The sequence below is a fragment of the Streptomyces sp. NPDC044571 genome (assembly GCF_040647115.1).
Taxonomy (GTDB): domain Bacteria; phylum Actinomycetota; class Actinomycetes; order Streptomycetales; family Streptomycetaceae; genus Streptomyces.
In genome coordinates this window covers 80,001-106,896 of record NZ_JBEZBN010000015.1, presented here as the reverse complement: position 1 = coordinate 106,896, position 26,896 = coordinate 80,001, and the positions used below count along the sequence as shown (strand labels likewise).

General features: G+C 72.4%; 30 protein-coding genes and 1 pseudogene. 10 read left to right on the top strand and 21 right to left on the bottom strand.

Annotated features, from left to right (window positions below; translation table 11 throughout):
* Positions 1-19: 19 nt before the first annotated feature.
* The 6 genes from AB0B01_RS10910 to AB0B01_RS10885 all read left to right on the top strand — a co-directional run bounded on the left by AB0B01_RS10910 (position 20) and on the right by AB0B01_RS10885 (position 8,581).
* The gene (locus tag AB0B01_RS10910; RefSeq protein WP_361715644.1) at positions 20-1,288 is read left to right on the top strand and encodes an AMP-binding protein; all 1,269 of its coding nucleotides are present in this window, start codon (positions 20-22) and stop codon (positions 1,286-1,288) included.
* A complete protein-coding gene (locus tag AB0B01_RS10905) occupies positions 1,285-2,691 on the top strand; it encodes an MFS transporter (RefSeq protein WP_361715641.1) in 1,407 nt (468 codons plus the stop codon). The genes AB0B01_RS10910 and AB0B01_RS10905 overlap by 4 nt, the downstream gene beginning before the upstream one ends.
* Positions 2,688-3,824 (top strand): GNAT family N-acetyltransferase, encoded by a 1,137-nt coding sequence (locus AB0B01_RS10900; RefSeq protein ID WP_361715638.1) that lies wholly within the window; start codon positions 2,688-2,690, stop codon positions 3,822-3,824. Before AB0B01_RS10905 ends, AB0B01_RS10900 begins: the two co-directional genes overlap by 4 nt.
* Positions 3,821-5,005, top strand: coding sequence for an acyl-protein synthase (locus tag AB0B01_RS10895; RefSeq protein ID WP_361715635.1), 1,185 nt, complete (start codon positions 3,821-3,823; stop codon positions 5,003-5,005). The genes AB0B01_RS10900 and AB0B01_RS10895 overlap by 4 nt, the downstream gene beginning before the upstream one ends.
* On the top strand, positions 5,002-7,515 hold the full coding sequence (locus AB0B01_RS10890) for an aldehyde dehydrogenase family protein (RefSeq protein WP_361715632.1): 2,514 nt from the start codon (positions 5,002-5,004) through the stop codon (positions 7,513-7,515). The genes AB0B01_RS10895 and AB0B01_RS10890 overlap by 4 nt, the downstream gene beginning before the upstream one ends.
* 199 nt (positions 7,516-7,714) lie before the next feature.
* Entirely contained in the window at positions 7,715-8,581 is an 867-nt protein-coding gene (locus AB0B01_RS10885) for a hypothetical protein (protein WP_361715629.1), read from the top strand.
* A 16-nt stretch (positions 8,582-8,597) separates the two neighbouring features.
* Here AB0B01_RS10885 and AB0B01_RS10880 read toward each other — a convergent pair whose 3' ends face one another.
* Positions 8,598-9,404, bottom strand: coding sequence for a dienelactone hydrolase family protein (locus AB0B01_RS10880; protein WP_361715626.1), 807 nt, complete (start codon positions 9,402-9,404; stop codon positions 8,598-8,600).
* Between the two features lie 101 nt (positions 9,405-9,505).
* Between AB0B01_RS10880 and AB0B01_RS10875 the strand changes: the two genes are divergently transcribed.
* The gene (locus AB0B01_RS10875; RefSeq protein ID WP_361715623.1) at positions 9,506-9,823 is read left to right on the top strand and encodes a hypothetical protein; all 318 of its coding nucleotides are present in this window, start codon (positions 9,506-9,508) and stop codon (positions 9,821-9,823) included.
* Between the two features lie 431 nt (positions 9,824-10,254).
* On the top strand, positions 10,255-11,853 hold the full coding sequence (locus tag AB0B01_RS10870; protein WP_361715620.1) for a phospholipase D family protein: 1,599 nt from the start codon (positions 10,255-10,257) through the stop codon (positions 11,851-11,853).
* A 40-nt stretch (positions 11,854-11,893) separates the two neighbouring features.
* Here AB0B01_RS10870 and AB0B01_RS10865 read toward each other — a convergent pair whose 3' ends face one another.
* Positions 11,894-13,003, bottom strand: coding sequence for a glutamate--cysteine ligase (locus AB0B01_RS10865; RefSeq protein ID WP_361715617.1), 1,110 nt, complete (start codon positions 13,001-13,003; stop codon positions 11,894-11,896).
* 197 nt (positions 13,004-13,200) lie between these two features.
* Here AB0B01_RS10865 and AB0B01_RS10860 point away from each other — a divergent pair, with 197 nt between their 5' ends.
* Both AB0B01_RS10860 and AB0B01_RS10855 read left to right on the top strand, forming a co-directional pair.
* A complete protein-coding gene (locus AB0B01_RS10860; RefSeq protein ID WP_361715615.1) occupies positions 13,201-13,692 on the top strand; it encodes a hemerythrin domain-containing protein in 492 nt (163 codons plus the stop codon).
* Positions 13,689-14,741: a cation diffusion facilitator family transporter gene (locus AB0B01_RS10855; RefSeq protein ID WP_361715612.1), complete on the top strand. Its 1,053-nt coding sequence runs from the start codon at positions 13,689-13,691 to the stop codon at positions 14,739-14,741. Before AB0B01_RS10860 ends, AB0B01_RS10855 begins: the two co-directional genes overlap by 4 nt.
* Positions 14,742-14,771: 30 nt before the next feature.
* On the opposite strand, the gene AB0B01_RS10850 is transcribed toward AB0B01_RS10855, so the two are convergent.
* The 19 genes and pseudogenes from AB0B01_RS10850 to AB0B01_RS10760 all read right to left on the bottom strand — a co-directional run bounded on the left by AB0B01_RS10850 (position 14,772) and on the right by AB0B01_RS10760 (position 26,599).
* The gene (locus AB0B01_RS10850; protein ID WP_361715609.1) at positions 14,772-16,412 is read right to left on the bottom strand and encodes a phospholipase D-like domain-containing protein; all 1,641 of its coding nucleotides are present in this window, start codon (positions 16,410-16,412) and stop codon (positions 14,772-14,774) included.
* Between the two features lie 206 nt (positions 16,413-16,618).
* Positions 16,619-16,906 (bottom strand): VOC family protein, encoded by a 288-nt coding sequence (locus tag AB0B01_RS10845; RefSeq protein ID WP_361715606.1) that lies wholly within the window; start codon positions 16,904-16,906, stop codon positions 16,619-16,621.
* Positions 16,907-16,996: 90 nt separating this feature from the next.
* A complete protein-coding gene (locus tag AB0B01_RS10840; protein ID WP_361715603.1) occupies positions 16,997-17,254 on the bottom strand; it encodes a hypothetical protein in 258 nt (85 codons plus the stop codon).
* Positions 17,241-17,528 carry a DUF6400 family protein gene (locus AB0B01_RS10835; RefSeq protein ID WP_361715600.1) on the bottom strand — a complete coding sequence of 96 codons (288 nt, stop codon included), beginning with the start codon at positions 17,526-17,528 and terminating at the stop codon, positions 17,241-17,243. Before AB0B01_RS10835 ends, AB0B01_RS10840 begins: the two co-directional genes overlap by 14 nt.
* Before the next feature lie 52 nt (positions 17,529-17,580).
* Positions 17,581-18,537, bottom strand: a pseudogene (locus AB0B01_RS10830) (MFS transporter); the annotation flags it as partial.
* 86 nt (positions 18,538-18,623) lie between these two features.
* On the bottom strand, positions 18,624-18,974 hold the full coding sequence (locus AB0B01_RS10825) for a PRC-barrel domain-containing protein (RefSeq protein WP_361715597.1): 351 nt from the start codon (positions 18,972-18,974) through the stop codon (positions 18,624-18,626).
* Positions 18,975-19,216: 242 nt separating this feature from the next.
* The gene (locus AB0B01_RS10820; protein ID WP_361715594.1) at positions 19,217-20,227 is read right to left on the bottom strand and encodes a glutathione S-transferase C-terminal domain-containing protein; all 1,011 of its coding nucleotides are present in this window, start codon (positions 20,225-20,227) and stop codon (positions 19,217-19,219) included.
* 110 nt (positions 20,228-20,337) lie between these two features.
* Complete coding sequence (locus AB0B01_RS10815; protein WP_361715591.1) at positions 20,338-20,667, bottom strand: hypothetical protein; 330 nt, start codon at positions 20,665-20,667, stop codon at positions 20,338-20,340.
* 69 nt (positions 20,668-20,736) lie between these two features.
* Positions 20,737-21,117, bottom strand: a complete 381-nt coding sequence (locus tag AB0B01_RS10810; RefSeq protein ID WP_361715588.1) for a hypothetical protein — start codon at positions 21,115-21,117, stop codon at positions 20,737-20,739.
* 36 nt (positions 21,118-21,153) lie between these two features.
* Positions 21,154-21,426 (bottom strand): gas vesicle protein K, encoded by a 273-nt coding sequence (locus tag AB0B01_RS10805; RefSeq protein ID WP_361715585.1) that lies wholly within the window; start codon positions 21,424-21,426, stop codon positions 21,154-21,156.
* Positions 21,423-21,608: a gas vesicle protein gene (locus AB0B01_RS10800; RefSeq protein ID WP_361715582.1), complete on the bottom strand. Its 186-nt coding sequence runs from the start codon at positions 21,606-21,608 to the stop codon at positions 21,423-21,425. Before AB0B01_RS10800 ends, AB0B01_RS10805 begins: the two co-directional genes overlap by 4 nt.
* Complete coding sequence (locus AB0B01_RS10795) at positions 21,605-22,498, bottom strand: GvpL/GvpF family gas vesicle protein (RefSeq protein ID WP_361715579.1); 894 nt, start codon at positions 22,496-22,498, stop codon at positions 21,605-21,607. Before AB0B01_RS10795 ends, AB0B01_RS10800 begins: the two co-directional genes overlap by 4 nt.
* The gene (locus AB0B01_RS10790) at positions 22,486-22,812 is read right to left on the bottom strand and encodes a gas vesicle protein (RefSeq protein WP_361715576.1); all 327 of its coding nucleotides are present in this window, start codon (positions 22,810-22,812) and stop codon (positions 22,486-22,488) included. The genes AB0B01_RS10795 and AB0B01_RS10790 overlap by 13 nt, the downstream gene beginning before the upstream one ends.
* 40 nt (positions 22,813-22,852) lie before the next feature.
* Entirely contained in the window at positions 22,853-23,089 is a 237-nt protein-coding gene (locus tag AB0B01_RS10785) for a gas vesicle protein GvpG (protein ID WP_361715573.1), read from the bottom strand.
* A gap of 8 nt (positions 23,090-23,097) precedes the next feature.
* Complete coding sequence (locus AB0B01_RS10780) at positions 23,098-23,817, bottom strand: GvpL/GvpF family gas vesicle protein (RefSeq protein WP_361715570.1); 720 nt, start codon at positions 23,815-23,817, stop codon at positions 23,098-23,100.
* Entirely contained in the window at positions 23,814-24,245 is a 432-nt protein-coding gene (locus AB0B01_RS10775) for a gas vesicle structural protein GvpA (protein ID WP_361715567.1), read from the bottom strand. The genes AB0B01_RS10780 and AB0B01_RS10775 overlap by 4 nt, the downstream gene beginning before the upstream one ends.
* Before the next feature lie 36 nt (positions 24,246-24,281).
* Positions 24,282-24,593 carry a gas vesicle protein GvpO gene (gene gvpO, locus AB0B01_RS10770; protein WP_361715564.1) on the bottom strand — a complete coding sequence of 104 codons (312 nt, stop codon included), beginning with the start codon at positions 24,591-24,593 and terminating at the stop codon, positions 24,282-24,284.
* A gap of 113 nt (positions 24,594-24,706) precedes the next feature.
* Positions 24,707-25,324 carry a pyridoxamine 5'-phosphate oxidase family protein gene (locus AB0B01_RS10765; protein WP_361715561.1) on the bottom strand — a complete coding sequence of 206 codons (618 nt, stop codon included), beginning with the start codon at positions 25,322-25,324 and terminating at the stop codon, positions 24,707-24,709.
* 36 nt (positions 25,325-25,360) lie between these two features.
* The gene (locus tag AB0B01_RS10760; protein ID WP_361715558.1) at positions 25,361-26,599 is read right to left on the bottom strand and encodes a globin domain-containing protein; all 1,239 of its coding nucleotides are present in this window, start codon (positions 26,597-26,599) and stop codon (positions 25,361-25,363) included.
* Positions 26,600-26,896 lie beyond the last annotated feature (297 nt).

The window sequence follows — 26,896 nt, the reverse complement described above, 5'->3', positions numbered from 1 at the left end:
TCTTTCAGGTAAAGGCAGCATGCCCGTCCAGCAGTTCTCAGACCTCGTGCGTTTCGCCCGTGACAACTCACCTTTCTACGCCGACCTCTACGCGGACCTGCCTCCCGAGGTGACGCGGATCACCGACCTGCCGGTGGTGGATCAGAGCGCGTTCTGGGCCGCCAACACCCTCCGCGACAACCGCGTCCTGACCGCCCCCCTCACGGAGGCCGTCGTCTTCAAGACGGGAGGCACCACCGGCACGCCGCGCTTCTCGTACTACACCCGCGAGGAATGGCAGGAGTTCGTCACCGCCTTCGGCGCCGGGTTCACCGACGCGGGCCTGCGCCCCGGTCACCGGGTGGCCGACCTCTTCTACGCCGGCGAGCTCTACGCCAGCTTCCTGTTCATCCTGGACTCGCTCGCCCACGCCCCCCTGGCCAACGTCCGGCTGCCCATCGGCGGCGCCGCCCCGCCCGAGTCGGTGGTCTCCACGCTGGAGGACTTCACGGCGCAGGTGGTCGCGGGCACTCCGACCACCCTGTGCCGCCTCGCCGAGCACCTGATCTCCCAGGGTCGGCAACTTCCTTACGTGGAACTGCTGTTGTTCGGCGGCGAGGTGCTCTTCGCCGACCAGCGCCGTCTCCTCGGGGCCGCCTTCCCCAACGCCGAGCCCCGCTCGCTCGGCTACGCCAGCGTGGACGGGGGCCTGCTCGGCAGGCCGGTACCCGGCCCCGACCCCCGCACCCACCGCCCCTTCACCCCGCACACCGTCGTCGAGATCCTCGACGAGACGACCGGCGAACCGATACGCGAGGCGGGACGGCCCGGACGCGTCGTCGTCACCCAGCTGTTCCGCCGCCTGATGCCCGTCATCCGCTACCCCGCCGGCGACCGGGCGGAGTGGACCACCACCGAAGGCGGCCCGTTCCGCATCCTCGGCCGCGCCGAGGAAGGCGTACGCGTCGGCCCCGTCTCCCTGCACTGGCAGGACACCGTGAACGCCGTCGCCGCTGCCGATGCCGAGGGCCGCGTCACCGGCATGCAGCTCGTCGTCCGCCGCTGGGAGGGCCGCGACGGCCTGGTGCTGCGCCTGGCCACCGGCCCCGGCCAGACCCCCGACGACCTGGACGTCCTCGCCCGGCGGGTCGTCACCGGGCTGAACACCGCCCGGCCGCTCTACCCCGACAGCGTGGAAGCGGGCTTCGTCCACCCGCTCCGCGTCGAGTGGGCCCGCCACCGCGACCTGGCGGTCAACTCCCGCTCCGGCAAGCTCGTCCGCGTCCTGGACGAGAGGCCGACCGCATGACCGCCGCGACGGCCCCCGCCCGCCGGGTGCCCCTCGTCCTGCGCAACCGCATGTTCGGGACCGTATGGCTGGCCCAAGTGCTCACGCAGGCCGGCATGCGCATGTTCCAGGTGGGCGCCTCCTGGTGGCTCATCGCCTACGCGGCCTCCGGCGACGGCGGGTCCGCGGCCGGGCTGTTCATGGCCGTGAGCACGCTGCCCGCCGTGGCCCTGGCCCCGGTCATCGCCCGCGCCATCGCCCGCTTCGCCCACCGCTCACTGCTCCGCGCCGCGGCCGCCGGAGCGGGAGTCGTCGCCGCTGCGCTCGCCGGCTGGGCCGGCGTGAGCGACCTGCCGGTCGCCGCGGCCTACGCGGGAGGACTCGCCCTGGCGACCTGCCAGGCCTTCTTCGACCCGTGCCTGACCACCTCCGTGCCCGAGCTCGTCGACGACGAGGACATCGAGGCCGCGACCGGCTTCGAGCTGTCCACCCAGTCGCTGGCGAGCCTCGGCGGAGCCATGCTCGGCGCCCTCGTCGTGGACGGGGCCGGGATGGCCGGCCTCGCCGTCGGCTGCACCGCCGCCTACGCCGTGGCCGCGCTGCTGGTGGCGACCGTACGCTTCCACGGCACGGACGGCACCGCCGATGCCGCACGGCCCCCGGCCGGCGAACCGGATGCGGCCCTGGTCGCGGACGCCGCTGCGGGTGACGGCGGGGCACCGCGGCGGACGCTGCGTCAGATCCTGGGCGCGCTGCCGTACGTCCGGGCCGTCCTGCTCTGCTTCACCGCGGCCAACCTCTTCACCACGGCCGTCTTCGTCGTCATGCCGCTGTACACCGCCTCGGTGCTGCACGGTGACGGCGGTACGGTCACCCTCCTGGAGGCATCGCTCGGCGCGGGCACGCTGATCGGCTCCTTCACCGGCGCACGGGTGCCCGGCCGGCCCGGCGTGGTGGGCCCGGCCTGCCTGGGCCTGATGGCCCTCGCGCTCGCCCTTCCCGGCCTGATCGCCGCACGGCCCGTCCTCGCCGGCTCCCTGCTGGTGGCCGGGTGGAGCGTCGGGGTGATCGGGGTGCGTTTCGTGGCCCTGTTCCAGCGGCTCGTGCCGGCCGCCGACAAGCCCGCCTTCTTCGCCGTCATGCAGGCCGTCCTCGGCGCGACCTTCCCGGTCGCCTCGCTGCTCTTCGGGGTGCTGGGCGATCACTTCTCCGCCCGGACGCTGTGCCTGGTCCAAGCGGCCGGACTGGTCCCCGCCGCCCTCGCCCTGGCCCTGCTGCCGGAGCGCCCCGGCGCAGCGGGAGCGGAGGCCGCCTGCGACACGACGCGCGCACCCGAGACCGAAACCGAAAGCGAGACCGGAGCCGAGACCGGAGCCGACACCCGAGCCGGATCCGCCGAAACCGCTGCGGGGGGCGCCCGGTGACCACCGTGATCGAACAGGCGACTCCGGCCGACATAGCCGACCTGCGCCAGCTCTACTACGCCGTTTACGGGCCCCACTACCCCACGGCGCTCGGCACCGACCCCGCCGAGATGTCCCGGCTCATCCAGGACCCGCACACCCTCTGGCTCGTCACCCGCTGCCCGCGCACCGGCGCCCTCGCCGGTTCGGCCGCCGTGCACAGCGAGCCCGGCAGCCGCGTCGGCCGCCTCGAAGGGCTCGCCGTCCACCCGGACCAGCGCGGCTCCGGGTGCGCCGGACTGCTCACCGAGACACTGTGCGAGGCCACCCTGGACACCGGAACCCTCGACTCGGTGTACGCCACCGTCCGTACGGTCAGCGCCGGACCGCAGCGCGTCGTGGCCCGCAACGGCTTCCGCCCCCTCGGCATCCTGCCCAATGCCGTGGAGCTCAGCAGCCGCGAAAGCCTCGCGCTCTACGCGCGTCACGCACCGGGGGTGCTCGACCGCCGCGTCCCCGTCGACGAGGTGCCCGCCTCCCTGATGCCGCTCCTGCGTACGGCCGGGGCGAGTCTCGGCATCAGCTACGCAACGACCCGGCCCACGGCGCCGCAGCCGACCCCGGCCGGGCCCGCGCCGCGACCGCTGGAGATGATCGAGGCACCGGCCTTCGTCCGCCGCCGCTTCCAGGAACACTTCCCCGACCAGGGCCGCTGGTTCTACCCGTTGCACACCCCGAACATCCTGCTCACTCCCGAGGACGGCAGTTTCGAGGTGTACGCCTACCTCAACCGCACCGGCGGGTACTGCGCCCTGGTCACCGCCCACCCCGAACCCGCGGCCGCCGCCGGCCGGCTGGAGCAGGTCACCCGGACCCTCACCCGCGCGGGCGCCGGCTACGTCGAGGCCCTCGTGCCCCTCGAACACCACGCCGGGCTCTCCGCGTTCGCCGCCGAGGGCTTCATCGCAGGAGCCCTCTACCCGGCCATGCGCCGCGACGGGGACGGCTTCCACGACTACGTGGTGATGTCCCGGACCACCGAGCACATCGACTTCCGCGGCGTGGTCGTCGACCCGCCGCTCCAGCCCTTCCTCGATTCCTATGTGTCGGCCTGGGCGTCGACACATCTGCCCTCACGTGAGGTTGCCCCATGAGCCCTGCGAACAACGCGAACCCTTCGATGCCCTCGAACCCCCATCTCGCCCCCGTGGACGTCCCCGACCCCGCCGCCCTCGCCCACGTGCAGCAGCTGTGCGACCTGAGCGCGCCCTACACCTCGGGTCCGGCCGGGGAAGAGCTCTTCACCGCCGCCATGGCGGAGATCAACGCCTGGCACCGCGACCGGTCCCCCTTCTTCCGCAGCCTGTACGACGCCGAGCGGCCCGCCACCCCGTACGGCGCGCCCCTGGTGCACGCGAACTTCTTCAAGCGCCACGAAGTCCTCTCCATACCCGGGGACGAGGTCCACCTCCACCTCACCTCCTCCGGCACCACCGGACAGAAGTCGCAGATGTTCTTCGACGAGTGGACCATCCGCTCCGCCCAGCGCATGGTCGCCCGCATCTTCGACCACAACGGCTGGATCACCCCCGACCAGCCCGTCAACTACCTGCTCTACAGCTACGAACCCGCCCGCGACCTGAAGCTGGGCACCTCGTTCACCGACAACTACCTGTGCGACTTCGCCCCGGCCCGCACGGTCGAGTACGCCCTGCGCCACACCGGCGGCGGGCACGAGTTCGACCCCTTCGGCTGCGTCGCCGCACTGCGCCGCTTCGCCGAGGACGACGCCCCCGTACGCATCCTCGGCTTCCCCGCCTTCCTCTGGTTCACCCTGGAACGCATGCGCGCCATGGGCCTGCCGCCGCTGCAGCTCCCCGCGGGCTCCCTGGTCATCCTCGGCGGCGGCTGGAAGGGCCACAGCGAGCAGCAGATCGGCAAGCACGAGCTCTACGCCCGTGTCACCGAACAGCTGGGCATCCCCTCCGAGCGGATCCGCGACACCTTCGGCTCCGTCGAGCACTGCATCCCGTATATCGAGTGCGCGCACCACAACCTCCACGCGCCCGTCTGGTCGCGCGTCTTCGTCCGCTCCACCCGCACCCTCGAACCCCTCGCGTACGGCGAGCGCGGCTACCTGCACCTGGTGTCCCCGTACATCACCTCCGTTCCCGCACAGAGCGTCGTCATGGGCGACCTCGCCTCCCTCCACCCGGGAGAGGAGTGCGGCTGCGAGCTCGGCACCCCGTGGTTCACGATCCACGGCCGCGCCGGCGTCAGCCGCAACCGCAGCTGTGCCGTGGCCGCCGCCGAACTGATGAAGGGCATGTCATGACCGACACCACCACCAACCAGCATTACTGGCAGGGCGCCTTCATCGGCGACGACGAGGCCGCGCGCCGCCTGGAAACGCTGCCCGCCGCCGTCGAGGCCGCCCTCGCCGCGCCCCTCGACACCGAAACCCTGCTGGCCGCCTGCGACGCCCTCGCCGAGGCCCTGCGCGACCCCGGCCACCGCATCCGCGAGCGGCTGGTCCCGCACCTGCCGACGGGCCCGGGGGAGGAGGCCGGGGAACTCTTCGCCGAACTCGCCGCCTTCCTCGACCGCAGTGCCCTCACCCGCAAACTCCGCCGGGAACTGGGCGGCACGGCCCCGCAGCGGCTGAACCGGCCCGACGCCAAGGAGACGGTGTACGAGGCCTGGGCGCCCGTCGGCCTGGTCGCCCACATAGCCCCCGGCAACGCCGCCACCGTCGCCCCGCTCAGCCTGATCGAGGGGCTCCTGGCCGGCAACGTCAACGTCCTCAAGACCAGCAGCGCCGACACCCTCCTCGCCCAGCACCTCCTCGCCGAACTCGCCGCGCAGGACCCGAGCGGCGCCCTCGCCGAGCGCATCATCGCGCTCCGCTTCCCCTCCTCCCGCCAGGACTGGCTGCGCCTGATGTGCGCGCCCGCCGACGCGGTCGCGGTCTGGGGCGGCGAGGCCGCCGTCGAGGGCGTGGCAGCCCATGTCCCGGCCGGCTGCCGCCTGGTGGAGTGGGGGCACAAGATCTCCTTCGCCTACCTCACACCGGACGCCTGGGCGGACGAGGCCGTCCTGGACTCCCTGGCCCGGGACATCTGCCTGTTCGAGCAGCAGGCCTGCTCCAGCCCCCAGGTCGTGTACCTGGACACCCGGGACCCCGACGAGCTGCACGCCTGCGCGGGCCGCCTCGCCGCGGCCCTGGCGGCACAGCCGGCGCCCGCCGGGGAGGAGCTCGACCCGGCGGAGTACGCGGAACTGACCACCACCGAGCACCTCGCCCGGCTGGAGGAGCACCTGGGCTTCACCCGGGTCCTCGCCGCACCGGACGCCACCTGGCGGGTCATGGCCGACACCCGTCCGGCCCTCACGGCCTCCCCGCTGCACCGCAGCGTCTGGGTCAAGCCGCTGCCCCGCAAGGACCTGATCGCCACGCTGCGCCCCATGCGCCGCTACCTCCAGACGGCCGGGATCGCGGGCAGCCGCACCGACACCGCCGAGCTCTCCGCCCTGGTCCTGGCCGCGGGCGCCACCCGGGTCACCCCGGTCGGCGCCATGACGGCCGGCTACGCCGGTGAACCGCACGACGGCGTCTACGCCCTCCAGCGCTACAGCCGCCGCGTCGCCGTCCAGGCCGACGAGCGCTTCGCCACCACGGCCTGCCTGGACGACCTCGTCCGCCCGGCCGAGTTCCCCCGGCCCGCCGGGCCCCTGCTGGACAAGGCGGCCGTCCAGCACCTCAACCGCGAGGTCGACCGGCGTGACGCCGAGCTGTACTTCCGCAGCGGAGGCAGCACCGCGGCGCCCGCCCTCTCGCTCTTCAGCTACGAGGACTACGACACACAGATGCACGCCGCAGCCCGCGGCCTCCTCGCCGCCGGCTACGATCCCGCCCGCGACCGCACCGCCAACCTCCTCTACTGCGGCGGCATGTACGGCGGGTTCATCAGCTTCTTCTCCATCCTGGAGCGCCTGGGCGGCGTCCAGATGCCGATGGCGGCCGGCTCCGACCACCGGGCCACCGCCGAGATGATCACCGCGTACCAGGTCGACACGCTCTTCGGCATGCCCTCCTACCTCTGGCAGCTCCTGCACGAGGAAGCGGACCTCCTGCGGTCCTACGGCGGCATCCGGAAGATCTACTACGGCGGCGAGCACTTCACCGAGGAGCAGCGCCGGGTGCTCACCGAGACCTTCGGCATCGAGGTCATCCGTTCCCTCACCTACGGCAGCACCGACCTCGGCCCGCTCGGCTACCAGTGCACCCACAGCACCGGCAGCGTCCACCACCTCCACGCCGACCTGCACACCCTGGAGATCGTCGAAGCCGAGGCCGACCGCCCGGTGACGCCCGGGGAGACCGGCCGGCTCGTCTTCACCACCCGGGCCCGCCGCGGCCAGCACCTCGACCGCTACGTCATCGGCGACCTCGGCCGGGCCGTCCCCGGGCGCTGTCCCTGCGGCAGCCACGCCCCGCGCTTCGAACTCCTCGGCCGGCTGGGCGAGGTGATGCGGGTGGCGACGTACTTCCTCAACTACCGGCGCTTCGTCTCCATCGCGGCGGAGCACCTGCGCTACGGCGGCGAGATCCAGGCCGTCCTCAGCAGTGGACCCGCCCGCGAGGGCCTCATCCTCCGCATGGAGCGCTCGCACGTCACGGACGCGGAACGGGCGCGTGAAGTCTTCCTCGCCTCCTACCCCGAGCTGCACTCGGCCGTGTCGGAGAAGCTGCTCGACTTCACGGTCGAGCCGGTGGACGGAGCCGACCTGGCCCGTACGGCGACGAGCGGGAAGCTGCTGGCGGTGGTGGACCGGAGGCGGTAGCCGGGAGGCTGCGCGGGCCGCGGGGGAGGCGTCACGCGCCGCGGCCCGCGGGCCCGCGCTGGGCCAACGGGGCGTAAGGCATACCAACATCCAGGCATGTCATTGCTTATAGGCAATTCGCACCCTATGTTCCCCTCGGAATTACGCTGCCCCTGCACCGACACCCGGAGGTCCCATGCACGCCCGAAAGTCACACACGTTGCTGGCGGCAGCACTGCTGCTCTCGCTCGGCCTCCCGGCAGCGGCCGCGGACACCCCCGCGACCACCTGCTTCGGACGCGCGGCGACCATCACCGGAGCAGGCACGATCAACGGGACCGAGGGCAACGACGTCATCGTCGGGTCGGCGGGCGCCGACATCATCGACGGACGCGGCGGCGACGACCTGGTCTGCGGCCTGGCCGGGACCGACACCCTCGCGGGCGGTCTGGGCAACGACCAGCTCGAAGGCGGCGAAGGGAACGACCTCATCCGCGGTGACCTGATCACCACGGGAGCCGCCGCCGACGGCGGGGGCGACGACGTCCTCTTCGGGGGGCCGGGCGACGACCGCATGGGCGGCGACAGCATGGCCTTCGGCGGCAGCGCGACCGGCGGCGGCAACGACGTCCTCTTCGGCGAGGACGGCAACGACGCCATGATCGGCGACAGCCGCGGCGGCATCAACGCCTCGGGCGGCGGCAGCGACGTCGTCGACGGGGGAGCGGGCAACGACACCATCACCGGCGACTCCTCCGCCGAAGCCACGGCCACCGGCCACGGCAAGGACGTGCTCCTGGGCGGCCCCGGCACCGACGCCCTCATCGGGGACAGCAACTCCGGGCACGTCGCGCACGGCAAGGGGGACGGCACCCGCAAGGAGCGCCCCGCCCGCCCGGCCGCCACCGCCCCCGTCACCATGACGCCCCCTCAGCAGCTCGCGCCGACTGCGCCGGCCGCGCCGGCTCCCGAGGCGGAGGGCGGCAACGACGTCCTGGACGGCGGTGACGACACGCTGGACACCTGCGACGGCACCGCGGGAACCGACGTCGCCGTCCGGTGCGAGACCGCGACCAACGTCCCGTAGGGGGCCTCGGACGCGCTCAGCCGTCCAGCCGGTCGTGCAGGAAGGCGGTGACCTCCGCCCGGGCCCTGAGGGCCGCGTGCCCCGGTGCCTCGCGGACCTCCAGGGTCAGCACGGCATGGGCGAGGCGGCCGAAGCCGTCGCCGTTGCCGGGGGCCGAGTCGAGCCGGATGACCCTGAAGGAGCTGCCGAGCCGCTCGCGGAGCGTCTCGAAGCGCTCCTCCGGGGCCATCCGGTCCTCACTGAAACGCAGCCCCAGAACGCACAGCCCGCTGCTGCGCGTACGCTCGACCACCCGCTGCAGCTCGCCCTCGGACACCCCGGCGTCCGCGCGCCGCGCGGGGGTCAGCGCCATCGGGGTCGAGGGCTGGCTCATCACCGGGGCCAGCACCACGTCGTCCACCGCGGCGGCCAGGGCGAAGCCGCCCGTGAAGCAGAGACCGACGACTCCGACCCCCGCGGCGGGCGTACGGGCCGCAAGGTCGCGGGCGAGGGCCCGGAGGTAGTCGGCGACGGGCCGGCGGGCGTTCGTGGCGAAGGCGCGGAACTCGGCGGAGACGCACACGCGGGCGATGACCGCCGCGGTCCGGGCGAAGGAGACGGGCTTGCCCGGCGTACCGAACAGCGAGGGCATCACCACGGTGAACCCCTCGTCCACCAGGTGGTCGGCCAGCCCGAGCACCTCCGGCGTGATGCCGGGCAGCTCCGGCAGCAGCACCACACCGGGGCCGTCGCCCTTCTCGTAGCAGTCGTACGCGAGGCCCGCGGCGGCGAACGGGGCCCGGCGCCATCCGGCGAGGCTGGACGTCGGTGCGGCGGCGGTCATGGCTCCTCTTTCGCTCCCGGCCGACGGGTGCGGCAGTCGCCCCCCGGCTCAACGAGACATCTACCACGGTTCCTTCGCGCGGAGACGGGCACCTGCACACCATGACCGTTTACGTCGTCACCATCCCCGGCACCCTGCTCGGCGAACTCACTCCGGCAGGGCGCACCGAGCTGATCCGCGCCCTGCGCCCCTCGGACCCGAGGAGCACCGACCTGGGTGCGGCCGAAGAACTGGACATCCTGTCCTTCTACCCCGACTCGCCCGCCTTCAGCCTGCACCTGGAAGTCGAGGCGGCCGACACCGCCTCGGCGGAGGACCAGGCCCGCGCCCTGGCCAGGGCCGCCCTCAGCTCCGCCGGACTCACCACCGACACCGCACCCCTGGGAGACCCGGTCATCACCGGCATCGCCCGGGACTGATGCCGCCGTCCCGCCGGGCCCGGGGGCCGCTGCGAGGGCAACGGCCGCCGGGGGCTTTCCCGGGCTCGCGTGCTGCGGGGAGGCAGCCGGACGGGAGCCGGGGGGCCGTTGCGGCGGGACGGCAGCGTGGTGCCGGTCGGCAAGTCCGCGCGCGTCCCGGGGGGACGGGGACCGCGCGCGGACCACCGCTCTCGATGCGCGGCGCCCCCCTCGACTGCGGGAGCGCCGACTGCACCGACACCACGCGTATGGCCGCTGCGGCCGATCCCAAACGTCGCCTCCCGCAGTCCCTTTGACGTTCCCTCACCGACCACCTGTCGGAGCACCGTGGACCGGAGGCGCGCACCCGTGCGCCCCGGGGTCGTCCGCCACCCGTTCCCGTCAGGCATGAAACGGGCGGAGTGGGTAGCCGCAGGGTGGAGGCCGAGCCCGTGAAGCACAGTGACTGGCTGATCACCACCGGTGAACGCGGCAACCCCGCGACCCGACTGGACCGTCGCCACCTCCGGGGGAGCGCGTGGTCCAGCGGCAACCGGGTACGCCCCTTGGTCCACGGCAAGACCTACTTCGCCGAGTTGCTCCTCGCGATCCGCGCCCTGCACCCGGGGGACCTCCTGCTGTTCACCGACTGGCGCGGTGACCCCGACGAGCGGCTCGACGGCGAGGGCACGGAGATCGGCGCGGTCCTCTGTGAGGCCGCCGCACGGGGTGTGATCGTCAAGGGGCTCGTCTGGCGCTCCCACCTGGACCGGTTCCAGTTCAGCGAGACCGAGAACCGCCACCTCGGCGAGGAGATCGAGGAAGCCGGCGGCGAGTGCCTGCTCGACATGCGGGTGCGCCCCGGCGGCTCCCACCACCAGAAGCTCGTCGTGCTGCGCCACCCCGGCCGTCCCGAGCTCGACACCGCGTACGCGGGCGGGATCGACCTGTGCCACAGCCGCAACGACGACGCCTCCCACTGCGGCGACGCCCAGGCCATGCCGCTCGCCGCCGCCTACGGGCCCCGGCCGCCCTGGCACGACGTCCACCTGGCCGTCCGCGGCCCGGCCGTCGGCGACCTCGAAGCCGCCTTCCGCGAACGCTGGGACGATCCGGCGCCCCTCAGCCGCAGCCCGCTGATGCGGCTGCGCGAACTCCTGCGGCACGAGGACACCCGGCCGGGCACCCTCCCGCCCCAGCTTCCGGACCCGCCGCCCTGCGGCAGCCACACCGTGCAAGTGCTGCGCACCTACCCCAACCGCCTGCTGCGCGGCTATCCCTTCGCCCCCGACGGCGAGCGCAGCATCGCCCGCGGATACCTCAAGGCCCTGAAGCGGGCCAAGGCGCTCGTCTACGTGGAGGACCAGTACCTGTGGTCCCCGAGCGTGGTCGACGCCTTCGCCCGGGCGCTGCGGGACAACCCGGAGCTCAGGCTGATCGCCGTGGTGCCCACCGTCCCCGAGCAGGACGGGCGGCTCACCCTGCCGATGTACCTGGTCGGGCGGGTCACCGCGCTGGAACGGCTGCGCCGTGCGGGCGCCGACCGGGTGGCGGTCTACGGACTGGAGAACCGGTCCGGGACCCCCGTGTACGTCCACGCCAAGGTGTGCGTGATCGACGACGTGTGGGCCTCGGTCGGATCCGACAACATCAACCTCCGCTCCTGGACCCACGATTCGGAACTCAGTTGTGCGGTCCTGGATGAGAGCCCGGACACCCGCAGGCCCGGCGATCCGGGCGGTCTCGGAGACGGGGCGCGCCGCTTCGCGAGAGAGCTGCGCCTCGAACTGGCACGGGAACACCTGGACGGCGGGGAGCCGGACGTCCTCTGCGACCCGGTGGGCGCCTTCGAGGCCTTCGCGGCGAGCGCCGCCGCGCTGGACTCCTGGTACGAGGACGGCGGACGGGGCCCGAGGCCGCCGGGCCGCCTTCGTGCGTACCGCCCGCCGGAGCTGTCGCGACCGGCGCGCACGCTGGCCATGCCGCTGTACCGCGTCCTCGTCGATCCGGACGGCCGCCCGGTGCGGCTGCGCCGGCGCAACGCGTACTAGCGGGGACTCCGGCGCACCACCGGCCCCCTCGTTCCCCCGCTCATTCCCCGGCGGTCAGCTGCGCGCAGCGGGAGACCACGGCGGCGAGATCACCCGTCGAGCGGAGCAGGTCCCGCTGGACGCGGGCGCCGTTGCCGCGGCGCAGGAGCTCCTCCAGGCCCGCCTTGACGCGGTCGGAGTCCCCGTTCTCGTCCAGGGCCTCCCGTACGTGGTCGTACAGGGCCCAGACGACCGCCTCGGGCGAGTCCTCGCGCAGGGTGGCGGGGTGGATCAGCGGTCCGTCGATCCCGGACCGGGCGGCGCGCCAGGCGGCGAGCCGGAGCAGGCCCGTGTCGACGGGAGAGGGGGCCTCGCCCGCCCGCCAGGAACGCGCGGCCGTGTCGACCAGGCCGCGCACGAGGGCGGCCACCAGCACGGTGGTGGCCGCGTCCAGGCAGACGTCCGCCACCCGGATCTCGACCGTGGGGTAGCGGGCGGCCAGCCTCGCATCGAAATAGATCATGCCCTTGTCGCGCAGCACGCCGGTCTCCACCATGGCCCGCACCCGCTCGTGGTACGCCGCGGCCGAACCGAAGAGGTTGACCGGCCCCGCCGAGGGCCACCGGTTCCAGACCCTGCTGCGGTAGCTGCCGTAGCCGGTGTCCTCCCCTTGCCAGAAGGGCGAATTGGCGCTGAGCGCGGTCAGGACGGAGAGCCAGGGCCGGATCCGGTCCAGGACGGCCACGCCCTCCTCGTCGGACTCGACCGACACGTGCACATGGCAGCCGCAGGTCAACTGCTCCTGGGCCGGCAGTCCGAACTGCCGGACGATCCACTGGTAGCGTTCGCCCACGCTGAGGGTGGGCTCCACGGTCAGCGGGCAGGTCGCGAGCGCCGCCACCTGCACGCCGGCGGTCTGCGCGTGCCGCGCGGCCTCGGCGCGCCACCGGCGGATCTCCTCGGCGAGCTCGTCCATCCGGGTCACGGGCCGCGTGGCGAACTCGACCTGTTCCTGCTGCAGCTCCTTCTCCAGCGGGATCTCCCCGTCCGCCCCGGCGGCCCGGCCCCCGGACAGCAGGGCGGACGCCAGTACCGCGCCCGCCGATGCCGCCGGCTCACCGGTCCGCGGGTTGACCAGGAGCAGTTCCTCTTCCACGCCGACGCTTCGCATACAGTCCTGTCTTTCCTCGCCCATGCCGTGCGGGTCTCGCAGGTCTGCTCTGCCCCGAAGTCGGGCCGTCATGCGCAGGTCGCCCCGGCTGCCCCGCTGCGCAGGCACCCACGTTTGAACGGCCGGATCGCGAGCACGTCCGAAGGGGCGGAGCGGATGCATACGACCGCCGTCCACCGGAACAGAAGGAGCGGGCCATGGCCGTGCAGCAGGACATCATCGAGGTGATCCTCAAGGACCACCGGACGATGGAGGAGCTCTTCCGCCGGATGCGGAGCGTGGAAGCGGACCGTGCGGGAGCGCTGCGCGAGTTCGCCGCCCTGCTCATCGCCCACGGCGAGGCCGAGGAAGCCGAGGTGTACGGCGCCCTCAAGCGGTTCAAGGGCGTCGACGACGACGAGGTGGAACACGGCTCCGAGGAGCACGCCGAGGGCAACGAGGCCCTGCTGGCGCTGATGGAGGTGTCCGAGGTCGGCTCGGACGAGTGGGACGAGCGCCTGGAGGAACTGGTCAAGGCGGTCTCCCACCACATCGACGAGGAGGAGCGGACGATCCTCAACGGAGCCAGGGAGAGCGTGCCGGGCGAGCGGCGGGCCGAGCTGGCGACCGCCTTCCAGCGCGAGCGCGAACGGCTGCTCGCGGCGGACTGCGGCAGCATCGAGAGCGTACGCGCCCTCGTACGGGGATGACGGGCAACGGACGCACGCACACGGCCAGGGACGAGGCCGGGCACGGGGACGGGGACGGGGCCCGGCCGGGGGCCGCGGCCCCCGGCCGGGACGGCGAGACGCGTCTGACGGTGTGGGCGGCCCTCGCGGCGAACCTCGCCATCTGCGTGGCCAAGGCCGTCGGAGGCGTCATCGCCGGCTCGCCGGCGCTGCTCTCGGAGGCGGCCCACTCCGTGGCCGACAGCATCAACGAGGTGTTCCTGCTGGCCTCGGTCCGGCGCAGCAGGCGTCCCGCCGACAAGCGGCACCCCTTCGGCTACGGCAAGGAGCGGTTCTTCTGGTCGCTGCTCGCCGCTGTCGGGATCTTCGTCACGGGCGGTTGCTTCTCGGTGTTCCAGGGCGTGGAGGCGTTCCGCTCCGGCGGCGACGAAACGCACGACGGCTACGTGATCGGCCTGATCGTGCTGCTCGCCGCCCTCCTGGCCGAAGGCGCCTCGCTGCTGCGGGCCGTGTACCAGGTACGCCGTGCCGCGCGGGCCGCCGGGCACGGGATGGCCGAGGAGGTACGGCAAGGGCGCGATCCGGCGCTGCGTACCGTCCTCGCCGAGGACGGCACGGCCTGCGTGGGCGTGGTCCTGGCCATGGCGGGGATGGCGCTCCACATGGCGACGGGCCAGGTGGCGTACGAGGCGTGCGCCTCCGTCCTCATCGGCGTGCTGCTCGTGTACGTGGCCTACGTGCTCGGCAAGGGCGCACGGGCCCACCTGATCGGCGAGGCGGCCGACCCCGGCCTGCAGGACGAGGTCCGTGCGCTGCTCGAAGCACAACCCGAGATCGACTCCGTGACGGCCCTGCTGACCATGCGCCTGGGGCCCGACGCGGTGCTGCTCGCCGCCGGAATCGACCTGACGGCCGGCTACGACAGCGAAACGGTCGAGGAGGCGATGGTCCGCATCCGCACCGAACTGAAGAGGCGGTGGCCCGAGTTGGAGCAGGTCTTCCTGGACGTCACGGACGCCGCGGCGGCCCGCCGCCCCACCGTGCACCCGCAGCCCCCGCGCCCGGCGTGAGCGCGGGGGGCCGCCCGGCCGGGGCGGGGATCAGCCCTGGCAGATCCCCTGTTCGTAGTCGACCGTGGCGGTCGCGCGGGAGTACTGCCACTGGGGGGCGAGCAGCTGGGCGTCGACCTGGCGGGCGGCGTCCGGGCTCTCCACGATGTAGCCGAAGTCCTGCAGCCACGCCGGGTAGAGGTTCTTGGACCCGATGTAGAAGGCCGAGCCGTCCACCGAGATCAGCTTGTGGTGCTGCGCGTACGGGTGGCCGTCGGCCCACCGCGGGCTCTGCGCGCTGCGGAAGGTGGCCAGCTGGAGGTTCGAGCACATCGCGGCCCTGGCCTTGCCCTGGTCCCCGGTGACCAGGGCGATCCGGTCGCGGAGCGTGTCACTGACCTCGGACAGCGACTTGATCTGCGAGTACCCCCCGCTGCCCACCGCGCCCCGGTTGGCCGGGTCGCTCACGACGATGCGGACCTTCACCCCGGCGGCCAGCTTGGCCGCGAGGGCGTCGTAGACGCGGATGTCGTAGCGCGGCAGCGGCGGGCAGGTCGCGTTGAGGTCCTGCTGGGAGATCTCGATGTGCCGGTTGGCGCTGGAGATCAGCGCCCGCAGGGCGCTCTCCTCCGGGTTGACGGTGTCGTAGTCGCGGTCCGCGTTGGTGTTGTCGTGCAGGCCCACCACGCACTTGGTGTCGGGAGCGCTCGGCAGGGTGGGCCGGAAGGAGGAAGCGGGGTCGCTGCCCCTGATGCCGACGCCGAGCCCACCGACCGCGATGACCGGCACGCCGCCCGCTGCGGGGGGCACCGGGGGAGCGGCCGCTCCCGTCTCCTTCGCGAGCGACGGCATGCACGCGGCGCCGTTGGAGGCGGCGAACCAGACACTGGCGATGTTGCTCTTGTTCTGGCAGGTCCAGGACCACAGCTCGTCCAGGTAGCGGCCGGCGGAGGCGGCCCCCGGGCCCTTGAGCGCGAGGTCGACGTCGGCGACCGGGTGCGCGGTCTCCAGGTAGTCGTCCTTCCAGCTGTTGATCCCGCCGGTGATCGCGGACTGACCGTCGACCACGAGGATCTTGGAGTGGTTCCAGGAGAACGCGGTCTTCGACGTGGTCATGGAAGCGACGTTGAGGTCGATGTTCCGGGCGTCTTCGCCGAGCCTGGCCACGAGCTCGTCCCGGTACTTCGAGGGCACCACGTTCAGGTGGTAGACCGGCGCGGCCCCCACCAGCACGCGCACCCTGAGCCGGTTGCCGTTCGCGCCCTGGGCCGCGGCCTTGAGGCCCGCGACGAGCGCGTCCTGGAAGGCTCCGTTCGGGAACGGGGCGAGGGTCGATATGTCGACCGTGTGCCTGGCCTGCGCGACGGTCTCGGTGATCTTCGAGAGCAGCTGCTGCGACCCCGGCCGGGCGGCGCAGGTGTCATCGCCCCAGCAGCCCGGGGTCTGCAGCAGCCAGTCGCCGCGGCCGGGGGTCGAGGCGCCCAGGACGTTGCCGTCGCTGCGCTCCCACACCTGGCCCTGCAGGCCGGGGGAGACCTGGCGCAGCGTCTGTTCGACGGCATCGAGGTGGGGCGCCGGCGTGCGCCCGGAGTCGGCCGCGGCCGGAAGGGCGGGCAGCAGCGCCAGCACCGCCGCCGAGACGGCGGCGCGGGTGAGCAGAGCGGAGGGGCGGTACACGGAAAGGCGGTGCAATGTGACTTCCTTGAACGAGGGATCGCCGCCGCCACGACAGGGCGACCGGCAAGATCAACTCGCGGAAGTTACCACCGGGTCACAAGAAGCGGGGAATCACCCGCACGCATTTCAGCCACCGCATCCGACCGCGAACTCCCGGCCCCGCATGCGATGTGGCGGAGCGTCAGCGGAGGGAAGACGCGCGGGCGCGGGGGAGTGGGACATCAGCTCCGGGTGAGGCAGAACGGATGCCCGGCCGGATCCAGCAGGACCCGCCACTTCTCGCCGCCGGGCTGGTGAGCGGGCTTCGTCGCCCCCCACTCCAGCAGGACGGCCTCGGCGCCGTCGAGGTCGTCGACCGCAAAGTCGAGGTGGGCCTGCTGGGGCGCGCCCTGGCCGGGCCAGCGCGGAGGCTGGTGGTCGTCGACCCGCTGGAAGCCGATGAACAGGCCGTCCTCGCGCGTCAGGAAATCGCAGGGACACGACCGCTCCTTGGGGCTGGGCTCCGACATGAATGTCGCACACCGTAGAGTGCAGGCCGCAGGCCGCAGGCCGCAGAGCGCGGGGCGTGCAGGAGCGGCAGCCGGGCCGCGGGGGAGCGGTCAGTGCCGCGACAGGCCGCTGGTGATGCGGCTCCACACGGACCGGGTCGCGCCGAAGCCGCTCTCGTGGGCCCAGACGTGCGTGCAGGACGGGCACTGCAGGTGCAGCAGGCTGCCGGTGTTCGTCAGCAGGTAGCGCCAGTGCACGGAGCACGTCCGCCCGTCGGCGCACGGCTCGCAGCCCCGGGCGTCGTCGCAGTTGGGGCAGGCGACCCAGGCCCGGCGGCCGGGGTCGGCCTGCGGGTCACGCGGCAGCACGCCCGCCGCCCTCGCGTCGGGGGAGGACACCGGCCGCGACCAGCTCCTCGTACACGCGCTGCTGCTCGGGGTCGAGACCGGAGTACAGCAGGTCGTACGCCTCCTCCTCGCCCCGCATCACCTCGACCGGATCCCAGTCCGGCCCGAGGGCGGCGAGCACCTGGGCCCGCCGCAGCATCTCGTGGGCGCTGAAGTCCAGGTCGAAACCGACCAGCGCACGGCTGTCGGGCGTCCCGTCGGGGCCGTCGGGGTGGGGTTCGCGGTGGGGGGCCATACAGCGAACTTAGGTAAGCCTTCTTTCCCCGGTCAAGGTCGAGTGAGTGGAGTCACAGCGGGCCGGGGCCGCCGCCTCGCGCGGTCAGGTGACGGGCCAGGGCGACCGCCGCGAGCAGCGCGATCAGGACGCAGACCGCAGGCCAGCCGAAGGCGGCATGGGCCCGTACGCCGAGCCAGGAGCCCACGGTGCCGCCCGAGTAGGCGCAGGTCATGTAGGCGGTGTTGAGCCGGCTGCGGGCGTCCGGGCGCAGGGCGTACATCCGCGAGGTGTTGGCGAGCATGCCGGACTGCATCGAGATGTCCAGCAGCAGCGTGCCCGCGGCGAGCGCGGCCAGGCCGGCCGTGCCGCCCAGGCCGCCCACCGCGAGGACCGCGGCCGCCAGCAGGACCCCGAGCAGGGAGACCCGGTTCACGGGGTCGGGTCCATGGCGGTCCACCAGCCGTCCGGCGAACGGGGTCCACAGCATGGTGACGCCGCCGACCAGGGCGAGCAGGCCGAGGGCCTGGGCCCCCAGGCCGTAGACCGGGCCGGTCAGCAGCAGGGCCAGGCCGGTCCAGGTGGCCGAGAAGCCTCCGAAGACGCAGGCCTGGTACAGGCAGGAGCGGCGCAGCTCCGGCTCGGTGCGCAGCAGGCGCAGCGGTTCGGCCAGGAACGAGGCGTACGGCCGGCGGGCTGCGGAACCGGGCGGGGTCGTGGTCGGGACCGCGAACACCATCACGGCGGCAAGGATCAAGGTCACCACCGCGGCTACCAGATAGGGGGCCCGCCAGCCCAGCCACTCGCCGAGCGTCCCGCTGAACGTACGGGCCAGCAGCATGCCCCCGGTCGACCCGCTCAGCAGGGTCCCGAGCACCGCGCCCCGGCGGTCGGGCGCCACCAGGCCGGCCGCCAGCGGGCCGATGATCTGCGCGGCCACCGTGGTCAGCCCGACCAGGGCACTCGCGGCAACCAGCGGCGGCAGCGCCGGGGCGCAGCCCGCGCCGAGCAGGGCCACACCGCGTCCTGTACCGGCGCAGCCCCCTCGGAGACCGACTCTCTGCCGGACGCCCGTAGGGCGGGGGCGCCGTACGCGGGGTCCGGCCGTGCGCAGCTTCAGCCGAGGAAGTTGCCGTAATACCCGCCGATGCGGCTGTAGTAGTCGGTGTCCCCGAGATGCTGCTCGCTTTCGAATTCGGGGGCCGCCTTGATCTGGTCCTTCGTCCGGTCGACGTGGATCGTCTCCTTCTCCGTGTCGACATGGATGACCGTGCCCGCCGGGAGCAGGACTTCCCGCCCGAAGATCCACGGACCGGTGTCCACGACGATGTACGAGGATCCGACCTCGTCGGAGTGCTTGCTGACCTTGCCGATGGCGCCGTCCGCTGCCTCGACCTTGTAGCCCGTCAGGTCGATGGCCTGCAAACGGCCCGCGCTCTCGCGGTATCCCCACACGTTCACGTTCACGAGGAGTTCCTCTCTTCCGTTCCCGAAGGCTCCTGGCCCGGACCGCCCGGATCCGGGACGGCCTGACCGCCCGTGTGCCCCGCCGACCGCTCCTGACACGCACCACCGCGAAGTTGGAGGTCAGCGGCATCGGACGCCGGGGCTATAAGCCCTGAAGTGGCGCGCCGGCATGACCCGGTCCGTGCTAGAGGAGGCTTCGCATCGGCTCCTGTCCGAGTTCGAGCGCTTCCTGTCCGCGGGGTTCACGGGGCCAGCGGCGTGTGGTGGGCCGGGACGGCCTCCTCGCGGCTGACGGGCTGGGGCGGGCTGCCCTCACCGAACGGGTGCCCGCCCAGGGCTGCCCGGCCGTGCGGTTCGAGCCAGCCCGACAGGTCCGGGCCGACCGGAACGATCCCGGTCGGGTTGATGTCCTCGTGCACGAGGTAGTAGTGCCGCTTGATGTGGTCGAAATCGACCGTGTCGCCGAAGCCGGGCGTCTGGAACAGGTCCCGCGCGTACGCCCACAGCACCGGCATCTCCGTGAGCTTCTGCCGGTTGCACTTGAAGTGCCCGTGGTAGACGGCGTCGAAGCGCACGAGCGTGGTGAACAGCCGGACGTCCGCTTCGGTGACCGCCTCCCCGACGAGGTAGCGGGACCGCTCAAGCCGTTCGGAGAGCCAGTCCAGCCGGGCGAACAGACGCCCGTACGCTTCGCGGTACGACTCCTGCGATCCGGCGAACCCGGCCCGGTACACGCCGTTGTTCACGTCCTTGTAGACCACCTCGTTCACCGCGTCGATCTCCGACCGCAGCGCGGGCGGGTACAGCTCCGGCGCCCCGTCGCGGTGGTACGGCGTCCACTCCAGCGACATGTCGATCGTGATCTGCGGGAAGTCGTTGGTCACGACCTTGCCGGTCGGAACGTCCACGATCGCCGGCACGGTGATCCCCCGGTCGTAGCCGGGTTCCCGGGCGAAGTACGCCTCCTGCAGCCGCGCGATGCCCAGCACCGGGTCGCGGCCGCCCGGATCGAGGTCGAACGTCCAGCTGCGCTCGTCGTGCGTCGGTCCGGCGACGGCCATGGGCAATGCCTTCTCCAGCCCGAGCAGCCGCCGTACGATCACCGCCCGGCTGGCCCAGGGACAGGCGCGGCTCACCACCAGACGGTAGCGGCCGGGCTCCACGGGGAAGCCGTCGCGCCCGTCAGCGGTGATCCGGGTGGTGAGGTACCGGCTGTCGCGGGAGTACTCCCCGCCGGGGTGCACGTAGCTCATCTGAAGCCCCTACCCGGAATCCGCAGTGGCGAACGCCTCAAACAGGGCAAATCGCTCGACGGTGCACCCGGCCGACGGCGCGCCGGGCCCCTGTGCGGCTGCACAGGGGCTCAGCGGCGCCGACGGGCACCGGGGTCGTGGCCGAACACCGCCGAGGCGGCGCTCACCGCACCGATCCACGCCATCACCGCCGCCACGGCGACGGGCGTCGACCCGCCGAGGGCGCTCGTGACGAGGACCGCGAGCGCCGCCCCCAGAAGGAGGGCGGCCACGGCCCGCTTCATCGGGGCGGCGGGCACGGGGCCGGCCTGGGTGCCCGGCACGGGCCGCCGGGCACCCGGCACCAGCCGGCCGGTGCGCGGCGGCTGCGCCGTGAGCTGCCATTCCAGCTGGTTCCATGCAGCGGCTTCACGTGCCGACAGTCTGCCCCGTGCGGACATGTCGCCTCCAAGTGGTGGTACGGCCCTCTCGGGACTCGCCTGACTCCGATGCACTGGCGCCGGGCCGGGTCAGAGACGGCCGCCCGTCAGCCGGGAGAGGGGGCCGCGCCGCCGCAGACCCGCCCGCCGGCCGACCGCGTACGAGGCGGCGACGAGGGTGGCCGTGCCCGTGGCGGCACCGGCGGCCACGGCCTTGCGGGCGCGTACGGCGCTCCACAGCAGTCCGGCGCGGTCGACGCCGCCCCGCAGCGCCTGGGCTGCGACACGGGTCTTCTCCGCGAGAGGGGCGGGCAGCACCGTCAGTGTGCCCGTCGCCTCGTCCTTGGCGTCGGAGGCGGTCTTCGCGCCGGCCTGTGCGGCCTGTGTGGCGCGCTGCCTGGTGGCGGCCCCGTTCGAGCGGGAACTGCTGGAAGAGGCCTTGGAGTTGGTGGACTTCTCGGATGCAGTCATGTTCCGCGTCTGGCCGCATCTGCTCTCGCTAAACCTTTACAGAAGCCTGCCGAGTGGCCCGAGATCGAGGTTGAGGTCCTCGGGGGTGAGGCCGAACCGGCTGCGCAGCAGCCCCATGCGGTCCTCAAGCAGCATGAGGGTCAGGCCGAGCCGTTCCTCCTGCTCCTCGCTGAGGTCGCCGCATTCCACGCGGCGCAGGGCCTGGCGTTCCATCAGCTGCCGCAGCAGCTCGACGACGGTCAGGACCAGGCGGGCCAGGTCGCGTTCCACGGTGTCGGGGTCGAGTTCGACGCGCTGGGGCCGGCTCATGGGGCCACCTGCTTCCAGGGGGACGGTACGGCGTCGTTGACGGAACTGATGAGGGCTTTGAGGTCGATGCGTACGAGATCCACGTCCGCGATGCGCAGGGTGATGTCGCCGGCCAGGACGACGCCTCCCGCCAGCAGCCGGTCGAGCAGGTCGACCAGGGCGAGCTCCCGCTGCCCCGTCATGAGGAGGCTCCGCCCTGGCCACCGGCGGTGAAGGAATAGGGCACCCACGGGCCGGTGACCTCCAGACGCAGCCCGCGGGGCAGCATCTGCGCGGAGGGGACGGCTTCGGAGAAACTCCGGCGGGCGTGCACGGGGACGAGGTACGCGGCGTTGAGGACGTTCCGTCCCGGCGCACCGGACAACTGGGGCTGCTGGGGCGGATGCAGCACTGCAGCCGAGGCGTGCGCGGAGAGCACCCGGTGGATGCTCTCGCAGGTGCGGGCGGCTTCCTCCTCGGCGGTTTCCCGGGCGCGGCGGTCCTTGAGCCGGCGGCGCAGGTAGTCCCGCCCGGCCGATCCGTCGCCGGATCCGTCCGGCGGCCGGCCCGGGGCCGGCGCCGGGGCAGGCCCCGGCGCCGACTCCGGCGGGGAGGAGGAGGCGTCGACGTAGACCTTGACCCCCCACTCCTGCGCACCGGCGATGCGCTCCATCGTGGCGGTGATCTGCTGGTGCGCCTCGTCCAGCAGGCGGCGTACGCTCTCCTCGCCGCGGCAGAGGGTGGCCAGCTGCAGCGGCACGGTCGTGGTGCGTTCGCCGACGGCGGCGACCACGCTGTGGTGGGCGCGCGCCAGGGCGGACAGCCGGTCGAGGTCTTCCAGCTGTGCGCGCAGCGGTTCCTCGTCGAAGCGAACCGCCTCGACGGGCTCGACGACGGCTGCGAGCCGCGCGTGCTCCACCAGCCGCAGGCCGCCGCCCAGGGGCGCCGGCAGGTCGGGAAGGGCTTCGCGGGCGGATGCCTCGACGACCGTGTACACGTACAGCAGGGTGTCCTCGTGGTCGCGGTCGCGGCCGCGAACGAGGTCGAGGCTGTGGTCGTGGTCGTGGTTGTCGGGGTGGTTCATGTCTGCCATGTCTGCTCCGGCCTGGATTCCAACTCCGCTATGCGGCGGCGCAGCTGTTCGTTCTCCTTGCCGAGTTCGGTGTGCCGGGCCGAGGAGGACAGGGCGGGGTCCTGTTCCCACCAGTCGATACCCATCTCCTTGGCCCGGTCGACCGAGGCCACCACCAGCCGGAGCTTGATCGTCAGCAGTTCGATGTCGAGCAGGTTGATGCGGATGTCGCCGGCGATCACCACACCCTTGTCCAGGACGCGTTCGAGGATGTCGGCGAGATTTGCGCTACTGCCGTCGTCGTAGGGCCGTGACAGGCCGGAGGGCATGGTCATGACCGCCCTCGGCCTTCGGCTCCGGTGGCCGTCGGGTTGGTCATTGCGGTCGCACCCTGCTTTCCAGTCGGTCCAGGAGCTCGTCCTCCCGGCGGTCGAACTCGGCCTCGTCCATCTCGCCCGCCTCGAACGCGGCGACCAGTTGCGCCAACTCCTTCTGGATGGCGGACGGGTCGTAGTACTGCCGCTCCGCCTCGGCCACCACCTGCCGCAGCACCCATGCGGTGCCGCGCACCGGAGCGGCCGGCAGCAGCAGTACCTCCGTCAGCAGCCCCATCGCGGCGCTCAGCCCGCGTCGGCGAAGCTGTACGCCGGCAGCGGCCCGGTGATCTGGACGTGCAGATGCTCGTGCTGCTCGGCCAGGGCGCGGACCGCCTCAAGGAACTTCTCCCGCTGCTCCCGTTCGACCAGGAACGACAGGTTCGCCAGCCGGCCACTGTTTTCCGGGCCGTGCCGCAGCGCCGCCGCCAGCGGGGTGAGGGTGGACTCGATCAGCAGCGCGTCCGCCACCTCGCGTTCCTTGACCGCCCGGGCCATCAGCTCGCCGAATTCCAGGCGCTGGTCGTAACTACCGCCGCCTGCCGCCCGGTTGGCCTCAAGGCGGGCCGCCAGTTCCGGATGTGAGGACAGCACCTGGTAGAGCACCGCCTGCTCGTCGTGGTCGGCCTTCACGTTGTACTCGTCCTTGCCCTCCAGGGCATCGAGCCGCTCCAGGTAGCTGTTCTCGTGCTCGTCGAGGATGGCGGCCACCGTCGCGTCGTCGGGGGAGACCCCGCCGAACCGCAGCGGCAGCACCGGTCCGCCGGAGCCGGCCTGGATGACCACGCGCTGGTGGGCCAGCAGGTCGCGCCGCTTGGCCTTCAGTTCGCTCGGCGCATCGCTGACCAGCGCCAGCAGGCGTCCGCTGCGCACCGTCCGGACCGGCAGGGCCGGCTCGCCTATGCCCTCCAGGGGCTCGGGCAGCCGCTGGGAGGCGCGGGTGATTCCGTACACGTAGGTGCTCATTCCTTCTCCTCCCGTCGGGTGGTGGTCCGCCGGCGCGGTCGGCTCTCGCTCTTCTCCTCCTTCTCCTCGCCGTCATCCCGGTGGAAGATGTCGGAGACGGCCTGTGCGGCGCCGCTGAGCGCGCCCTTGGACTTGCCGTGGGCCCCGGACTCGGTGATCTCCCCCACCAGGTCCGGAAGGCCGGGGCTCTTGCGCGGACCGGCCTCCAGGTCCAGGCGGTTGCAGGCTTCGGCGAACTTCAGATAGGTGTCCACGCTGGCCACGACGACCCGTATGTCGATCTTCAGGATCTCGATGCCGACCAGGGAGACCCGCACGAACGCGTCGATGACCAGACCGCGGTCGAGCACGAGTTCCAGGACGTCGTAGAGCCCGCTGGAGCCGCCTCCCGAGGAGGCCGGTGCGGACTGGGCAGGGACGACGGTCATTGTTCTGGTTCCCTCTCGTGTAGGGGGCGGAGCGGGTCACCTTCGGTCCGCGCGGCCCCGTTCGTAGCGGCGGGTGCGGCGGTAGCCGAGCAATGCGCCCTCTGCGTCGAGTTCGACGTCGTACGAGGCCAGCAGACTCGTCGTGTCCGGGATCCGGGAGAGTTCGAGGACCTCTACCGAGAGCTGCCAGGCGCCGTCCTCGGCGCGCCGGCACGAGCTCACGGACTCGATGGGCAGCCGCAGCAGTTCCGACAGTTGGTCCGTCGCCGCACGGATGACGTGGGCGGCCGACAGCGGCCGCTCCTTCTCCGCCTCTTTCGGTGTGCCGTTGTGAGCTGTGTCAGTCATGACTTCCTCCTGCTGCGTATGGCCGGTCGCCCCAACTCCAAACCCCGCCGGGCAAAACGGAGGGGCCGTGCCTGCTGACGCGGCACGACCCCTCGGCAAGGAGCGGGACCTTGTTACGGCATGCTCGGGCAGTGCGCTGCGCGCGGCTGAGTGAAGTACTGGGCGTCCTTGGGGCGGGATGCGTCGTGGCTGCCGGGGCGCGGAGCCGGCTCCATGTGGGGTATGTACTTGGAGCAGTGGATGTAGGCCTCCTCGACGGTGAGGTGGACCCACAGGTGCGGACTGCGGCCGGGAGCGGCGTCACGGGGCAGGTCGGGGTGGAGCATGCGGAGGTCCGCGTCGTGGTAGAGGCGGGCAACGCCGTTGACGTGGAGTCCCACGTGGTGGTGGGTGAAGTCCACGAAGAGCATGCCCAGATGCGGGTTCTCCAGCATGTTGCCGGCGCTCGCGAGCACGCCGTTCCCGCGGAACTCGGGGTAGGCGAGGGTCCGGTCGTCGATCACGCGGACGAACCCCGGCGCCCCTGCCCGGAAACTCGCGTCGCATTCCCCGTGGGAGTCGGCGGTGGCCAGGAAGACCATGGCCTGGCGGCCGATGAACTCACGCATCTCCGGCGTGAGGTGGGGGCGTACCTGCTGGTCGTAGAAGCGTGCGGCGCGGTCGGCGGTTCCCAGGTGCTGCTGCAGCTGGTGTTCACCCGCTGATCCGAAGGACGGCGGCGGCAAGGTCACGGGGGTTTCTCCTGGGAGGGCGGATGAGGGAGCGGCTCAACGAGCGGACAGGACGGGGGTCTCGAAGGGGTCGTGGTGGATGTGGTCGGGCAGCGTGCCGTGGAGGGTGAGCGTTTCGGTGGCGGAGACGACCATGGAAGCGGGGCCGCTGAGAAAGACGTCGTGCTGGTACCAGGGCCCGTACTCGGCCAGCACCTGCGGCAGGGATCCCCGGATCCCGGGGACGTGTTCATGGGAGACCGCGCCCCGGAGGGTCAGCCAGTGGTGCCGCTGCGCCATCCTGAGCATGTCGTCGACCCCGTACAGCTCCGCGCCGGTGCGGGCGCCGAGGAACAGGTCCACCTGATGGCGTCCCCCGCGGCGGGCGACCTCCTCGATGAGGGCGCGGATCGGCGCGAGACCGGTGCCGCCGGCCACGCAGAGCAGGTCGCTGTGGACGGCCGCGTCCAGCACCATGTCGCCCATGGGCGCTCCGAGGTGGAGGACGTCGCCCACCGCGGCCCGGTGCACGAGGGCGTCGCTGACCGTGCCGCCGGGCACGGCGCGCACGTGGAAGGTGAGGGTGCCGTCCTCGCGCGGTGCGTTGGCGGGGGAGTAGTAGCGCCACTGCTTCGGCCACCACGGGGTTTCCACACTCACGTACTGTCCGGCGGCGTACTCGTACGGTATGTGCGGACGTACGGTGATTTCGGCGATGCCGTGGCCCCGTGAGAGGCGGTGGACCACCGTGGCGGGCCACACGGCGGGCCGTACCGCCTCGTCCTCCTCGGCCGCACTGATCATGACCTGGGCGATGGCGCCGTACGCCTTCGTCCAGGCGGCGGCGATGTCCTGGTTCCAGGCCGGGCCGGCGTAGCGGGCCAGAGCGGCGAGCAGGCATTCGCCCACCGCCGGGAAGTGCGCGGCGAGGGTGCCGAACTTGCGGTGGTCGCGGCCGAGGTGCCCGCAGAAGCGGACCAGCCCCTCGGTGTCGTCGACGAGGTCCACGATGCGCAGGAGCGCCCGCAGGAGGCGGCCGCGCTGGGCATCCATCCCGGGCGGGAACATCGGACGGACCTCGGGGTAGCGGGCGAACAGGATGGCGTAGAAGTAGACCGTCATCTCCTGCGCGAGGGGCTCCACCACCGCGACGGACGCCCGGATCAGGGCGATCTCGTGATCGGACAGGGGTGCTTCGGCGGCCGGCGGCGCAGCCGCAGCCGGAGCCGGTATCGGGCTTTCCTCCCGGGGCAGGGGTGCGGACGGACTGCTGGGACGGCTGATCCGGAACCTCAAGGGGCCAGCGCTCCTCCTCTCGCGGTTTTCGATGGCTTCGACCGGGTGGGGCAGGGTTTGGCATGCTTCAAGGAGCCCCGTCCCCGGAGTGTGGCGAGGGCGGGACCGGAACCTTCACCGAATCTACGTTCCACGGGAGCGGAGGGAGGGTCGAACAGTGCAAACATGGGTCCTCATTGGGGTGATAACCGAAAAAGCGGACTGAATGCTTCCGAATATCACATGATCCTCAACGAGGAAGCCCAGATGGGGAAGGGGTGTATCCGCTAGAACTCGCCCGGAGATCTTGTCGCTTCC

Bases quoted from the DNA above. Each gene is read 5' to 3' on its own strand.
- AB0B01_RS10910 (WP_361715644.1), top strand. From the start codon at position 20: ATGCCCGTCCAGCAGTTCTCAGACCTCGTGCGTTTCGCCCGTGACAAC.
- AB0B01_RS10905 (WP_361715641.1), top strand. From the start codon at position 1,285: ATGACCGCCGCGACGGCCCCCGCCCGCCGGGTGCCCCTCGTCCTGCGC.
- AB0B01_RS10895 (WP_361715635.1), top strand. From the start codon at position 3,821: ATGAGCCCTGCGAACAACGCGAACCCTTCGATGCCCTCGAACCCCCAT.
- AB0B01_RS10890 (WP_361715632.1), top strand. From the start codon at position 5,002: ATGACCGACACCACCACCAACCAGCATTACTGGCAGGGCGCCTTCATC.
- AB0B01_RS10880 (WP_361715626.1), bottom strand. From the start codon at position 9,404: ATGACCGCCGCCGCACCGACGTCCAGCCTCGCCGGATGGCGCCGGGCC.
- AB0B01_RS10875 (WP_361715623.1), top strand. From the start codon at position 9,506: ATGACCGTTTACGTCGTCACCATCCCCGGCACCCTGCTCGGCGAACTC.
- AB0B01_RS10865 (WP_361715617.1), bottom strand. From the start codon at position 13,003: ATGCGAAGCGTCGGCGTGGAAGAGGAACTGCTCCTGGTCAACCCGCGG.
- AB0B01_RS10860 (WP_361715615.1), top strand. From the start codon at position 13,201: ATGGCCGTGCAGCAGGACATCATCGAGGTGATCCTCAAGGACCACCGG.
- AB0B01_RS10855 (WP_361715612.1), top strand. From the start codon at position 13,689: ATGACGGGCAACGGACGCACGCACACGGCCAGGGACGAGGCCGGGCAC.
- AB0B01_RS10845 (WP_361715606.1), bottom strand. From the start codon at position 16,906: ATGTCGGAGCCCAGCCCCAAGGAGCGGTCGTGTCCCTGCGATTTCCTG.
- AB0B01_RS10835 (WP_361715600.1), bottom strand. From the start codon at position 17,528: ATGGCCCCCCACCGCGAACCCCACCCCGACGGCCCCGACGGGACGCCC.
- AB0B01_RS10820 (WP_361715594.1), bottom strand. From the start codon at position 20,227: ATGAGCTACGTGCACCCCGGCGGGGAGTACTCCCGCGACAGCCGGTAC.
- AB0B01_RS10815 (WP_361715591.1), bottom strand. From the start codon at position 20,667: ATGTCCGCACGGGGCAGACTGTCGGCACGTGAAGCCGCTGCATGGAAC.
- AB0B01_RS10810 (WP_361715588.1), bottom strand. From the start codon at position 21,117: ATGACTGCATCCGAGAAGTCCACCAACTCCAAGGCCTCTTCCAGCAGT.
- AB0B01_RS10805 (WP_361715585.1), bottom strand. From the start codon at position 21,426: ATGAGCCGGCCCCAGCGCGTCGAACTCGACCCCGACACCGTGGAACGC.
- AB0B01_RS10800 (WP_361715582.1), bottom strand. From the start codon at position 21,608: ATGACGGGGCAGCGGGAGCTCGCCCTGGTCGACCTGCTCGACCGGCTG.
- AB0B01_RS10795 (WP_361715579.1), bottom strand. From the start codon at position 22,498: ATGGCAGACATGAACCACCCCGACAACCACGACCACGACCACAGCCTC.
- AB0B01_RS10790 (WP_361715576.1), bottom strand. From the start codon at position 22,812: ATGACCATGCCCTCCGGCCTGTCACGGCCCTACGACGACGGCAGTAGC.
- AB0B01_RS10785 (WP_361715573.1), bottom strand. From the start codon at position 23,089: ATGGGGCTGCTGACGGAGGTACTGCTGCTGCCGGCCGCTCCGGTGCGC.
- AB0B01_RS10780 (WP_361715570.1), bottom strand. From the start codon at position 23,817: ATGAGCACCTACGTGTACGGAATCACCCGCGCCTCCCAGCGGCTGCCC.
- AB0B01_RS10775 (WP_361715567.1), bottom strand. From the start codon at position 24,245: ATGACCGTCGTCCCTGCCCAGTCCGCACCGGCCTCCTCGGGAGGCGGC.
- gvpO (WP_361715564.1), bottom strand. From the start codon at position 24,593: ATGACTGACACAGCTCACAACGGCACACCGAAAGAGGCGGAGAAGGAG.